12 protein-coding genes are annotated in these 12,688 nt (G+C 33.7%); 6 read left to right on the top strand and 6 right to left on the bottom strand.

Annotated features, from left to right (window positions below; genetic code table 11):
* Nucleotides 1–89 precede the first annotated feature (89 nt).
* The gene (locus DDV96_RS14930; RefSeq protein WP_116695589.1) at nucleotides 90–758 is read right to left on the bottom strand and encodes a ferredoxin reductase domain-containing protein; all 669 of its coding nucleotides are present in this window, start codon (nucleotides 756–758) and stop codon (nucleotides 90–92) included.
* Between the two features lie 115 nt (nucleotides 759–873).
* On the bottom strand, nucleotides 874–1,548 hold the full coding sequence (locus tag DDV96_RS14925) for an RNA polymerase sigma factor (RefSeq protein ID WP_116695588.1): 675 nt from the start codon (nucleotides 1,546–1,548) through the stop codon (nucleotides 874–876).
* A gap of 19 nt (nucleotides 1,549–1,567) precedes the next feature.
* Between DDV96_RS14925 and DDV96_RS14920 the strand changes: the two genes are divergently transcribed.
* Complete coding sequence (locus DDV96_RS14920) at nucleotides 1,568–2,053, top strand: hypothetical protein (RefSeq protein WP_317045975.1); 486 nt, start codon at nucleotides 1,568–1,570, stop codon at nucleotides 2,051–2,053.
* 3 nt (nucleotides 2,054–2,056) lie between these two features.
* Nucleotides 2,057–2,728: a GTP cyclohydrolase I FolE gene (gene folE / locus DDV96_RS14915; protein ID WP_116695587.1), complete on the top strand. Its 672-nt coding sequence runs from the start codon at nucleotides 2,057–2,059 to the stop codon at nucleotides 2,726–2,728.
* A gap of 400 nt (nucleotides 2,729–3,128) precedes the next feature.
* On the opposite strand, the gene ccsA is transcribed toward folE, so the two are convergent.
* The 4 genes from ccsA to DDV96_RS14895 all read right to left on the bottom strand — a co-directional run bounded on the left by ccsA (nucleotide 3,129) and on the right by DDV96_RS14895 (nucleotide 8,897).
* Nucleotides 3,129–6,467 (bottom strand): cytochrome c biogenesis protein, encoded by a 3,339-nt coding sequence (ccsA, locus tag DDV96_RS14910; protein WP_240607749.1) that lies wholly within the window; start codon nucleotides 6,465–6,467, stop codon nucleotides 3,129–3,131.
* A gap of 246 nt (nucleotides 6,468–6,713) precedes the next feature.
* Nucleotides 6,714–7,985, bottom strand: a complete 1,272-nt coding sequence (locus DDV96_RS14905; protein WP_116695586.1) for a c-type cytochrome — start codon at nucleotides 7,983–7,985, stop codon at nucleotides 6,714–6,716.
* A gap of 33 nt (nucleotides 7,986–8,018) precedes the next feature.
* The gene (locus tag DDV96_RS14900; protein ID WP_116695585.1) at nucleotides 8,019–8,351 is read right to left on the bottom strand and encodes a plastocyanin/azurin family copper-binding protein; all 333 of its coding nucleotides are present in this window, start codon (nucleotides 8,349–8,351) and stop codon (nucleotides 8,019–8,021) included.
* 30 nt (nucleotides 8,352–8,381) lie between these two features.
* On the bottom strand, nucleotides 8,382–8,897 hold the full coding sequence (locus tag DDV96_RS14895) for a DUF4142 domain-containing protein (protein ID WP_116695584.1): 516 nt from the start codon (nucleotides 8,895–8,897) through the stop codon (nucleotides 8,382–8,384).
* Between the two features lie 325 nt (nucleotides 8,898–9,222).
* Here DDV96_RS14895 and DDV96_RS14890 point away from each other — a divergent pair, with 325 nt between their 5' ends.
* The 4 genes from DDV96_RS14890 to DDV96_RS14875 all read left to right on the top strand — a co-directional run bounded on the left by DDV96_RS14890 (nucleotide 9,223) and on the right by DDV96_RS14875 (nucleotide 12,249).
* A complete protein-coding gene (locus tag DDV96_RS14890; RefSeq protein ID WP_116695583.1) occupies nucleotides 9,223–9,909 on the top strand; it encodes an RNA polymerase sigma factor in 687 nt (228 codons plus the stop codon).
* A gap of 399 nt (nucleotides 9,910–10,308) precedes the next feature.
* Nucleotides 10,309–11,184, top strand: a complete 876-nt coding sequence (locus DDV96_RS14885) for an alpha/beta fold hydrolase (protein WP_116695582.1) — start codon at nucleotides 10,309–10,311, stop codon at nucleotides 11,182–11,184.
* Nucleotides 11,174–11,668, top strand: a complete 495-nt coding sequence (locus DDV96_RS14880; RefSeq protein WP_116695581.1) for an RNA polymerase sigma factor — start codon at nucleotides 11,174–11,176, stop codon at nucleotides 11,666–11,668. The genes DDV96_RS14885 and DDV96_RS14880 overlap by 11 nt, the downstream gene beginning before the upstream one ends.
* Nucleotides 11,669–11,670: 2 nt before the next feature.
* Complete coding sequence (locus tag DDV96_RS14875; RefSeq protein WP_116695580.1) at nucleotides 11,671–12,249, top strand: hypothetical protein; 579 nt, start codon at nucleotides 11,671–11,673, stop codon at nucleotides 12,247–12,249.
* Nucleotides 12,250–12,688 lie beyond the last annotated feature (439 nt).

Here is a 12,688-nt window from a genome sequence, read left to right as displayed (position 1 = left end):
TGTTTGCAAAGCATGTATTAAAGTGTTTGTCCAAACTTTCTTGTTTACTTTCCGGGTTATAAATTAGATTTGGTAATAAGCAAAAAAAATTAAAACTCTTCGGTCACAATTTTTTTCTTGTCCACTTTCAATTGTTTTAATTGTTTTTCCACAGCATCCATCATAGGTGGTGGGCCACATACATAAAAGAAGTTTAATATGTTGGCATTCTTTTTAATGAAATCTTCCGATATCTTTCCATACGCATAATCTTCCGTTTTTTCATCGGAAAGAATATTGATAAAGTTATTGCCCAATATTTCCTTGAACTCATCTTTAAGTATGATATCTTTTTCGGTTTTATTCGCAAAAAGAAGTCTGTTATTCCCTAATTTATTCTGCTCTTTCAAATTTCGTAAGATCGACACAAAGGGCGTTATTCCGGCACCACCAGCAATAAATGTACCCTCTCCCTTATAGGCAATGGCTCCAAAAACATCATTAACAATAAGCGGATCTCCTATTTTTAAATCAAGTAGTTTATCCGTGACTCCTTTATGGGTGGAATAGGTTTTTATTATAAACTCCAAATGATCATCGGTGGGCAAGCAAGTAAAAGTAAATGGCCTGCCTTCGTTTTGCCAACCCTCTTTATCAATAAAAATTTCGGTAGCCTGTCCTGGTGTAAAATCTATCTCTTTTGGTTTGTCAGTAACAATACGCAATACATCGTGCGTAATGTGTTCGATAATTTTAATTCTTACGGGTTGATTTTTCATAATATTCAAGCTTTATATGTAATTCCTGATTATTTGGGTATTGAGACATTTAGGATTAAACAACGGAAGTTCTTCTAAAAAAATTTATTAAGCTTTTATCTGGATTTAATGCTCGCTACCATATCAATTTCATCACATTCTCGGTGATTCTATCGCAACTGCTAAATCCAAATTCAAAGACATTTTTATCATTTGTTACTTCATAAAGGTTTTCTTTTAGCATTCTTTTTGAGCGGTGTAAGCGTACCTTCACGTTGGCAACGGTTATATTTAAAATGGCAGCAACTTCTTTTAAGCTCATTTCTTCCACTTCTTTCAATATATAAACGGTCTTGTATTTTGTGCTTAAACTGTCAATGGCATGTTCCAATAATTGTGTTGATTCAATCTGTATCATCTTCTCTTGGGGGTTTAATTGTTTGTTTGCTGGAATTTCAAAAATCCTATCATTCCTTAAACTATCCGATTGTTGGTCGAGGTGGTATAATTTTCCTTTTTCTTTCAATCTCGCAAGAGATTCGTTAATTCCGATACGGATGAGCCAAGTAGAAAACGAAGAAGCCAATTTAAACTGATATAATTTTTGAAATGCTTTCACATATGTGTTTTGCATTATATCTTCAACTTCTGCTTTGTCTTTTAAATAACTTCGTATAACTCGAAATAGTTTTTGATTGTTTCGTCTCACTAGAATTTCATATAGATCTTTTTCACCGTCGAGAATACGTTGTATGATGTCAGCTTCTTTAATTTTTTTATTGTTAAAATCTTTTGTTCCAATAACTGCCATTTTGTTTGTGTCTTTTACTTTGGATAAAAAAAAACAAAGAAAGTTACAAACTTTTGTATCTTTTTTTGAAATCTGGCATCAAAAGGGTAGAGAAACTTATAAACTTTTAAAAATTAAAACTATGAACTCAAACGTACAGTTAGTAAAAACCCTGTTAAAATACACATTTGGATTAGTGCCAATTGTTGCAGGATTAGACAAATTCGCAAACCTTCTAACCAATTGGCCGCAATATATTTCTGAAGGAATTGCAGCGATGATCCCTTTTGAAGCTACTACATTTATGATGATAATCGGTGTTGTCGAAATTATTGCCGGGATACTCGTTTTAACAAAAACAAAATTAGGCGCTTATGTGGTTTCTGGATGGTTAACGGTAATCGCCTTGACTTTAATTCTTAGCTGGAGTTATGTAGATGTCGCCGTGAGAGATATAGTAATGGCGATTGGAGCGTTTTCACTCGCAGAACTAACTAAGAATAACTATATAAAAGCCAAAAATTAATTTATGGAAGTAAACGGAAACACTCTTTTGGTAAAAGAAAGTTTAAAAAAAACAAATCATCACGCAGTGGCTAAAAACCCACTACGTGATGATGCTTTTGATAAACAGGATGCTCTAAAAATTAAGCTAATTACAGAAAAATTTAAAGATATTATAGAAATATTGGGGTTCGACCTAACTCATGATAGCATAAAGGATACGCCAAATAGGGTGGCTAAAATGTATGTAAATGAAGTATTTAAAGGCTTAAATCCCAAAAACAAACCTAAAATAACTGTATTTAAAAATGAGTATGGTTATCATACCCCTTTGGTGGAGTTGAACATTCCCTTTACCTCTTTTTGCGAGCATCATTTCGTGCCAATTCAAGGAAAGGCGAATATTGCTTATGTGCCAAAAGATTACGTCATTGGATTATCTAAGATTCATCGAATTGTCGATTTTTATGCACGTAGGCCACAAGTTCAAGAGCGATTGACAATGCAAATCTTACAGGAACTATCTTTGATACTTGAAACAAAAGATGTAGGGGTTGTTTTAAAGGCAAATCATAGTTGCATTTCGTGCAGAGGTGTGCAGGATTTGGGAAGTACAACTCTTACATCTGTTTTTCTAGGTGAGATAGAAAATAATTCTGATTTAATATCAGTTCTGCTTGATTCTAATTGTCAATAACCTTTATGTAAATTGAAAAAATTCATAAAAGTAAAAAAAGTAGCGGGTATTGTTAACCCGCTACTATAATAGGTAAAATATTCAAAACGTAAGCAATTCACAATTTTTGTGTATATACTAACACAAAGATATAAATATAAATTCCTGTTAAACAATAATTTTACACATATTAACAAAATTTTAACATTAAATATTTTGTATAAATATACAATTTACAGGTTTGTCAAAATATACAAAGTTGATGTTTAAAGGGTTGAGCTAAACATCAACCATTTTAAATTATTTATTTTCTCAAATTTTATTCATTAAAAATTTGCCTCAGACTTAAAGTATGAATTTTGTATGATATCTAGAGTTATGGGTCTTAAAACTATTAAATGCAAATTTGAGAAAGCATCTTTTAATTAGAATGTTTTCTGTGACTTTTTGTTCTATAATGAGCTACTAAAGATAAGATAAACATTCCTACTACAGTAATATATATCCAAGTGGGAATTGGTATCGGATCACCCGCAGCATAAGAATGCAATCCAGTTAAATAATAATTTACACCAAAATAAGTAAATATAATTGACCATATTGCCCATAAACTGGCTATATTGAATATTAGCTTGCTCCTAAGTTTCGGAACCAACCTCAAGTGAAGCACTACGGCATAAAAAATAACCGATATAAATGCCCAAGTCTCTTTGGGGTCCCAGCTCCAGTATCTTCCCCAGCTTTCATTTGCCCACATTCCTCCTAGAAAGGTACCTACAGTGAGCGTAAAAACACCAACGGTCAAAGCCATTTCATTTACTATAGTCAATTCTTTTATTGAGTGCTTTATTTTTTTTGTGGGTTTAGCAGTAAATAATATCAATGAAATAGCACTTAATATTGTAGAGAGGCCAAAGAATCCATAACTAGAAGTAATGACACCTACATGGATCATGAGCCAATATGATTTTAATACCGGTTCCAATGTGGTAATCTGTGGATCGAGCAATGATCCACCATGTGCAAACCCCATCATAATCATTGCCACTAAAGCTCCGGCAGCAGGAATAAAGGCATTGCGATTTCTATATAGCAACAGCCCCGAAAGCACACCAATCCCTGAAATAAAAACAATCGCCTCATAACCATTGCTCCAAGGAGCGTGGCCTGAAAGATACCAACGCACCCCTAAAGCAAATGCTTGAATTACCAAGGCTAAAACCATTATTCTCAATAGCATTTTAGTTAGGGACCGTATTATATGATTGTATCTAGATCTTAATGAAAAAACCTCTGCAAAACCTAAAATAATCATAAAGAAACCCAACAAACTATAAACTATCATCAACCAAAAGAACACGTTGACCTGATTATAAAGAATTTCTAATTCTATTTTTGAAGTTGACGGTATAATATCTTTACCCCAGAGTTTTTGAAAATCACTTATGGCTGTTATTTCCTCATTTGCTTTTTGCCAATTATTAGTTTTCAGGGCTTCTTTTACTTCACTGAAATAAGGAGTTAGAAGTGCATAAGCCGTTTCATCAATTTCAATAGGGCTTTTTTCTGAACTATAAATCCAACTTCTCCAAGTCTGCCTAGGATCATTTTTTACAGGAATGATATTAGTATAGTAACCAAATGCAATATTACTGAATATGTTAAATCGTTCGGTAACTTCAATAACTGCTTGGTCATACTTAGATTGGTCGGCTTTTCTTTTATTAAAAGAAATCTTATTTTGTTCTTGCAATTTATAAATTCCGGTAACAGGGTCAACAAGATTAGAATATGAAGTAAACCCTTCGGTATTGGCGCCGGTTTCTCCTAATAACTTGTCTCCTCCTTTAGTTCCCACTTTAATTAAAGGTTCGTTGGCCCAATATCCGGGATCAATTTGCATGGAGATAAACCATTGCTCTGGAGATATAGTAACTCGATTTTTTTGGTATTTATCCTTTTTATGAATTTTCCTAAGTAATTCCAGTGCATGTGTATTTATAGGTTTAATTCGTCCTCGAAAATCTTGAACTAAAAGACGCCCAAATTTTAAGGCATGATTCGGGTCAATTGATCTCTTTGATCCAAGTTCATCGGGAGTCGCAAACTGAGCATCGGGTCCGATTTTTTGTTGTTCTAGGGCAGCAACCTGTAATTCCTTTCCTTCGGTGTTCTGGGCTAGACAAGAATTTGTTCCTGCACCAATTCCAAGAAAAAATAAAAAAAGAAGAACTGTAAATTTTTTTCTATGCATTTTTTTTAAGGTATTATTTAATTTCCAGAAATGAGTTCCTTTCCAAAAAAGCGTAAAAAACATTCCTATAAACAATAAAAAATATCCGAAATAGGTAACATTGGTTCCCCACCAATCTGCATTTACAGAAAGGATGGTTCCACTTTCATCTGGGAAGTAACTTGATTGAAAAAACCGGTAACCACTATAATCCATCACGTTATTCATATAAATATGATGTTTTTCATGTGAACCTTCATCAATTACCGTAATCTTACTTTCATATGAAGAGGGACTGTTTGAACCAGGATAACGCTCAAGTATAAAATCGTCACAGCGTAATTCGAAATCAGTTTTAAGTATTTTAGATCCAAATCCCAAAGAAACATTTAGTCCGTTGATTTTTAAATTTTTGCTCAGTTCGGTAACACCTTTTCCTCCTTTTATAAATAGCGTATCAGTTTCATTTCCCGATTTTAATTCTACCTTAATAAGGTCTAAAAGGTTTTTATCCAAGGTGTTATTTTTGTCTCCGGTATAATAAACAATGTTTCCCTTGAAAGCACGTTTGGGAATGATAAAATTGGTGTTATTTACGGAGTATAGTGTTCTATAATCAAGAGTGTCAATCTCGTTTGCTGGTATATCTCCCGATTGTCGCTCTAATAAAGTAGAATCGGTTATAATACCTTTTTGCTGACCTTCCATAGACATATATTGCCCATCCATCGGAAAGGAAAGCAGTATAACCCCATTCTTTTCCTTTAATTGAACTGCGTTTTGAATCGGGCTATTATAACTAAAGCTTGTACCATCTATATTTTTAACTTCACCTTCTATGATATAATTATTCACTCTACCTTCATTCCCTATAGATACGATGTTGAGCATTTTTTGTCCCGATGTAGTTACATGAAGAGAGTCTTTAGCAAGTGGAATGTAATCAAGGGTTTTTAAAGAGACAACTTTATCGTCAAACCGATACTTTTGTTCATAGGATCTCTTAAATGGCCATCTAACATCTTTTGAGTTAAAATAAGACATCGTATATGGGTTCTTGTCATAGATACGTGTTATATTTCCGTCACTGATATTTAATTTGAAATAAGTAAGGTCACTAATTATTTCATTTGTGGTTTGTCCTTCCTTTATTGGCATTTGGCCTTCAAAACTGACGAAACGTGTAATAGCTCCTCCAATAAATATGAAAATAAACGCTAAGTGAAATATTAAAATCGGCCACTTTTCTTTTCTGGTAAGTCTATAAGTTTTAATATTTACAGCAAATAGAACAATTAACCAAAGCATTAGTATTTCAAACCAAGTAGCGTTGTAAACCAACACTTTTGCCGTAGGAGTATCAAAATCATTTTCTATAAAAGTGGCAACAGCCATGGCAATACCATATACAATTAAAAGAATGGTCATAGTTCGAGTAGAGAACAGGATTTTTGTTATTTTATTCATCTTAAACATTAAATAGAATGGACAGGAATTAAGCGCTACACAGTTTTTGAACTCAGTCATTTACTTCTTTTTCCTCAGATGTTAAAAAAGAAGTTAAGTTCCAATGAGTCATTATAATAAAAGCTTGGGTTCAGTAATTTGTTGGTGCGAACTTTTGTAAATAAAACCGCCCTTTATTTTAGAAGTGATAGCCTATAACTTAAAAAGCATCTTTTCAGGGATTTATTCTTTAAGAATTTATCTCACCAAAAAGATGCTTGGAAAACAAACAGAACATCTAACCAAACTTAAATCATCAATTAGTACTTATATGGATTTTAGATACTCTGTAAGATCGGCTTTTTCAGCGGTACTCAAATTAAGATTCTTTTCTTTATTGTATCTCGCTACAACATCAGCTAGAGTGGCGGCTGAGCCATCATGGAAATACGGAGCGTGCTGCCAAATACCTTTTAATGGGGTAACCCTCCATTTTTTGGTGGCCGATCGTTTAACATAATCCTTATCCACTGCTACGGAAGCACTTTGTGGATGTAGCTTTCCTCCATCAATAACATCTGTGAACAATGGTCCCGAATGGCACGTTGCACACTCAGCTTTCCCTGAGAAAAGTTCCTTTCCTCGTTCTGCTGCCGCTATATCAAAAGAACCAGCTGGAGGTGTTGGCGGAGAAAGTGAAAATTGATATTCTTGTAAAGCCGGAAGTTTATCGGTTACCAAATCATCACCTTCTCTGTGATCCACTTCCAAATTAAGTCGCGGATCTGCAAAATAGCCATGACCACGCATTTGGGTTACCGCCACATATCTATTCCAATAGGCAACCGGTCCTGCAGGTTCGTGCTCAACATCGCCATCTCCAGTAAAAATTGCTTTTGGCAAGCCATATAGCCCGTAGGCAGGCGGGATAACGACTGGGTTGTTCAAGCCATCAATACTAAATCTAGGATCGTATATTCCAGGCCCCCATGAAGTGTAAACATCTTTCTGAGCTTGGGTTAAAGCAGGGGACAAAGAGATAATTAGACCAGGGTCCAAGTCCTTATTCGGCCAGCCATCTAGGCGACTACCAATGCCTGGGGCAAAAGAATCATCAACAGTTGAATGGCAGAGTGCACAAGTAATCCCCATTCTATCTAGTTTTAATGTGCCGTCGGAATTTTCACTTACTTCTCCTTGCACTCCAACAACGGCATTAAGTTGTAAAAGAGCTAAGGTAGTTTGAGGGTCATCTAAATCAACTTGTCCATTTTGAATCGCTTCAACAACGGCAGAAGGTAAAGCTTCAGCATCGACTTTTAACCCGACACTTAAAGCAGTGGCCGGACTCACAGCAGTTTCAATAACTTGATTCATTTGTAATACATCCGTCCAAAATGTTTCATTTCCAAAAGTGTCGTATCTAAATATTTCTTGACCTTGTTGAACCAATTGTGCGTCCAAAGGAGGTAAATTTAAACTGCCTTCGCCCGGAGGTAAACGGCCAGTATCCTCATCATCATCGTTACTACAACTGTAAAGGCCAAGGACAGCAATTGCAGCCAGTAGTAATGTGGAAGCTATAATCTTTTTTCTCATAATTAATGGTTTTAAGTTATACTTTAATCTTTTCTATTTTTTAATTCTTATTGTCCCTTTCATCGTTTTATGCAGATCGCAAAAATAATTTTCGTTTTTGGTGATTACCTTGCTCCAAGTTTCATTTTGCCCGAATTGACCGGAACTCCAAGTTTTGTTTTTTTCATCTGTGACATCGTGAGGGTAAAAGTCTTTGTTTATCCAAACTACGGTATCTCCTTTTTTGACACTGATATTAGCGGGAATGAATTTCATCTTTTTAATTTCAACTGTGTGTGTTTTTGGCTTATTTTGCGCTATACCTGATATTCCGAATCCAAGAATGGAAACTAATAGTAGCAACCTTTTTATTTTAAGCGAGATCATATTCGTTTTATTTAAATTTTAGTCACAATATTACAATTGTTTTTGGACCATTTCGGCATGCCCCAAATGAGCCTCTAAAGCTGGCAAAACAGCCTCCAGTAACTCCTTAAGTTCTTCGTTGTCAGATTCGGGAATCAATAAATCTTTTACCGCGGCAATAACAGCCTTATGGTATTCCACTTCGTTTTTTATGTACAGCTTATCGAAGTTTCTTCTTTTAGCTTTGCGTAGCTTTTTTTTGGTTTTTTCAGCATTTTCAAGTAAGGATTGGCTTACTGCGTTATCTTTGGGTGTAACACTAAGCTTGGTCACGAGGTCAACCGCCTGTTGAATTACCGCATTATGATCTGTTTTCATTCGATTTGCGAATTCTAAAATCTTTTTGTTCTTTGATTTTTCGAGCGCTATTTCCGCATAGCTAATATCAATCTGATTTGCGACTACAGCTACAGAAGCTATTTCGGGGTCCGATAATTCATTTTTTTGCTGACCATAGGAGAAAAGACAGATCAATCCAAGGAAAAGCGTACTTGCTAGTGATTTCATATTATTAAGATTTTAATGTTACTGCCTATTTGATGCATAAAATAAACCGCGGTTACAAAAAGTGAAGGATTTTTAAAATATTATCTTTGTCAGCATTGACCTACTGCCTCTTTAATCGACTGCTTGTTTTGTAGAAATTTTAAGGACTTACACTCTCATAATTAATTTTATTTTTTTGTCAAACTTTAGTTTCTAAGCCCAACAAATACGTGCAGCTTAAATTAAAAGTATCGATTTCTTAAAGGAGATATTTATACTGTATTTAATTTTTCAGGTGTTTTTGTAACCCAATCGTCAGAACTGCATCTAATAAGAAAACTTGGACATGAGAGATGAAAATAAAGGTCAAAAAAGTGATGATGTTCTAAACAAGTTAATGCCAGACATTTTAGTAGTAGAAAGAATACTGGGTGGACGGACAGAGATGTTCGAAATATTAATGAGACGACATAACGAACTTTTGTATAGAACCATCCGAAGCTATATAGACATTGAAGCGGATGTTGAAGACATTATTCAAGACACCTACGTAAAAGCATTTCAAAAGTTATATCAGTTTAAAAACGAGGCCAAGTTCTCGACATGGTTGATAAGAATAGGAATTAATGAAGCCCTACATCGAAAACGAAAATCCAAAAAACACAAAACAGTGGATATTACTAAGGAAAATGGCACCTTGCAAATTGCCGATATGTCTTTTATGAACCCAGAAAGTAAATCTATATATAAAGACTCGAAAGCTTTTATTGAAAAAGCCGTCGATGCATTGCCGCATAAGTACAAAATTGTATATATGCTAAAAGAGGTTGAAGGAATGGAAATTTCTGAAATTTCTGAAAGTCTTGATCTAACAAACAGCAATGTAAAAGTAAGACTCCATAGAGCGAGAAATATGATGAAAGATTATATCCTAAATGCCACGAATACCCGGGATATTTTTGAATTTGGGAATTCTAAATGTGATAGGGTTGTAGAAAATGTGATGTCTCGTATACGAGATTTAGAAGCTTAAATGTAATCTCTTTACCACTTGAATTGTGGTGTTGCTAATGATCTTAACAGCAACGATTTTTATGCCTACTTTTTTCAGTAATCTAGAATTTGTTTATAAACGTTTATTCTCTTTACTTACAATGTCACCTTCCATTGAGGGATGGTTTTAAATGAGGTATTATTTATTTTGAATAATTTCGGAAAGAGTAAGAGATCGCAGGGCACTTTGAAAAATCAACGATTATAATTCCAAGAATCATAGAGAGTAATCGCTCAGACATTTATGTGTATTTAAAAACATGTAAGGCATAAGCATTCACGGGATTCCAAAATTCGACATCAGTAAAAAATATTAGTGAAAAAGTGTAATAAAAATACCCTTTGCTAATCTAAAGAGTAAATAACAAAAATATTTACTATGAAAAAATTAGCAATTCTATTAACCATCATTTTTTATCAAACAGCAATTTATTCTCAGTCTGAGAAATACCCATTTGATATTGAAATTAAAGGAAAAGGGGAAGCAATAATTCTAATTCCTGGATTAGCATCTTCTGGCACAGTTTGGGAACAAACGGTAGATACATTACAGAAAAATTATGAGTGTCATATTTTAACTTTGGCCGGATTCGCAAACCAAAAAGCAATTTCACTCGAAAACGGTTATTTACCCGTTATTCAGACCGAAATCGTCAGGTACATTAAAAATGAACTTATTGAAAAACCAATATTAATTGGACATAGTTTGGGTGGCTTTTTATCACTTTCAATTGCAAGTTCTCAACCTGAATTGTTGAACAAGATAATAGTTGTTGATTCATATCCTTTTATGTCGTTGGCTTTTAACCCAAATGCAACTGCAGAAAATGTTATTCCACAAGCAAAAATGATGAAAGAAATGATGCTTTCAACTCCCGACAGCGTATTTATCCAACAACAAAAAAAGACGATGCCAACTATGGTAACCGATTCGACAAATATTCAGATGGCAATTGAATGGTCAATGCAGTCAGACAGAGAAACAGTTGCACAAGCAATGTTTGAAATTATGACAACGGATTTAAGAAATGACGTCGAAAAAGTGAAAATTCCTATTCTTGTATTGGGAAGTTGGTATGGAGCAAAAGATTATGGAATAACAAAAAAAATTGTTCAAACAAACTACAAAAATCAATTTTTGAACGCAGCTAACTGCCAAATTAAAGTTGCAGAAACAGCAAAACACTTTATAATGTGGGATGAACCTAAATGGTTTATTAATTCAGTTGAGGCATTCATAAGTTATGAAGAATAAAGAGCAAAAGTTTAAACAAGTCTATAAACAATCAAAAGATAAAGTTTATAGGCTTTGTTTAGGGTTTATGGGAAACAAAACTGATGCTGACGACTTATTTCAAGAAGTTCTTATAAAAGTTTGGAATAATTTAGAGACGTTTAGAAATGAGAGTAATATAGACACTTGGATTTACCGAATAACAACAAATACGGCACTCTTAACTCTTAACAGAAAAACCAAATTAAACAAAAAAGAAATAGAATATCAACCCAATATATCTTGTTATGAAATTAAAGACCAGAACTCAACTAATAAAGAACGGGAAGTAAGAAAACTCTACAAAGCCATTTCATCACTTAAAGAAATAGATAGAATAATTATAGGGTTATTATTTGAGAATTGTAGTTATGACGACATCTCAAATATAACTGGATTAAAAACTTCAAATGTTGGAGTTAGAATTAACAGAATTAAAAAAAAATTGAGAAAAAAACTCGAATAATTATGGAGAAAGATATTACAAATTGGCAAAACCTTTGGAAAGAAGAAAAGTCGACACCTTTGAATTTAAGTAAGTTAATTGCTCAATTAAATAAAATTGAAAAGAAAGGAAAGTTAGAAAGAGTCATTTTGCTTGTTGCTGTTCCAATTACGATAATAGTTTTAGCAACAGTACTTCCTCTACTTTCAAACATATACTATTTAACATCTATCGTTTTAATTAGTATTGGTATGATAATGATACTTATTCAATCTTATAGAAGTAAGTATAGTTTAATAGATAATGATGCTGAATTAAATAATCACTTGTATGTGAAAAATCTAATTTGCAAACTAAATCAAAGAATGCTAACGACTTCAAAATATATGTGGTTTTATGCCTTTTTTTTAATTTTAGGATTAAATATGGGCTACATCGAAATTTTGCAAAATTTTAATTTATCATTATTTGTAAGGATTATTATTCATCTTATTTTCACAGCTATAATGTTTTACGTAATGTATTATTCAATAGAAAAAAGGAAAAAAAAGAACAGCAAAGAAATTTTACCATTAATTAACTTTTTAAAAAATTTAAACTGAAACAACCAAAGCCCAACGCCCGCAACCGTTGCACAACCCCTCAACTTTTAAAACCCAACCAGTATGAGGTCGTCTAAAAACAATTTCGGCGACCTCTATATTTTGTACTTTTCTTGTTGTTTATCCTTGGGGTGCTTCATTACTTATATTGACGACCCAAAACAGTTTACCTAGGTTGATAGCTTTAAGTGCATTGGCCTCGATCTTTGTCCCGTTCACATAAAGATCTTTTAAGTTCAGGTAGTTTTTCTGTCTCAATAAAATGACCACTTGCTTTTGAGCTTACCAGAACAAAATTTCTGATCGTATTGTGGTCTGTTTTTGATGCAGCCCAAAAGCCACTTAAAATATACATTCTCACCTGAAGCTTGCTCGATCTCTCATGTAGAATACATATTACGCGAATATGCGTAGATCAGGGCTTTCAGAAGATACTGGA

Source organism: Marixanthomonas spongiae (assembly GCF_003095375.1).
Classification (GTDB): domain Bacteria; phylum Bacteroidota; class Bacteroidia; order Flavobacteriales; family Flavobacteriaceae; genus Marixanthomonas; species Marixanthomonas spongiae.
This window is presented reverse-complemented; position numbering and strand designations above follow the sequence as displayed.

What these genes read in the sequence shown, in the direction of transcription:
- DDV96_RS14900 (WP_116695585.1), bottom strand. Translation starts at nt 8,351, where the DNA reads ATGATCTCGCTTAAAATAAAAAGGTTGCTACTATTAGTTTCCATTCTT.
- folE (WP_116695587.1), top strand. Translation starts at nt 2,057, where the DNA reads ATGGAAGTAAACGGAAACACTCTTTTGGTAAAAGAAAGTTTAAAAAAA.
- DDV96_RS14880 (WP_116695581.1), top strand. Translation starts at nt 11,174, where the DNA reads ATGAAGAATAAAGAGCAAAAGTTTAAACAAGTCTATAAACAATCAAAA.
- DDV96_RS14930 (WP_116695589.1), bottom strand. Translation starts at nt 758, where the DNA reads ATGAAAAATCAACCCGTAAGAATTAAAATTATCGAACACATTACGCAC.
- DDV96_RS14925 (WP_116695588.1), bottom strand. Translation starts at nt 1,548, where the DNA reads ATGGCAGTTATTGGAACAAAAGATTTTAACAATAAAAAAATTAAAGAA.
- ccsA (WP_240607749.1), bottom strand. Translation starts at nt 6,467, where the DNA reads ATGACTGAGTTCAAAAACTGTGTAGCGCTTAATTCCTGTCCATTCTAT.
- DDV96_RS14905 (WP_116695586.1), bottom strand. Translation starts at nt 7,985, where the DNA reads ATGAGAAAAAAGATTATAGCTTCCACATTACTACTGGCTGCAATTGCT.
- DDV96_RS14890 (WP_116695583.1), top strand. Translation starts at nt 9,223, where the DNA reads ATGAGAGATGAAAATAAAGGTCAAAAAAGTGATGATGTTCTAAACAAG.
- DDV96_RS14875 (WP_116695580.1), top strand. Translation starts at nt 11,671, where the DNA reads ATGGAGAAAGATATTACAAATTGGCAAAACCTTTGGAAAGAAGAAAAG.
- DDV96_RS14885 (WP_116695582.1), top strand. Translation starts at nt 10,309, where the DNA reads ATGAAAAAATTAGCAATTCTATTAACCATCATTTTTTATCAAACAGCA.
- DDV96_RS14895 (WP_116695584.1), bottom strand. Translation starts at nt 8,897, where the DNA reads ATGAAATCACTAGCAAGTACGCTTTTCCTTGGATTGATCTGTCTTTTC.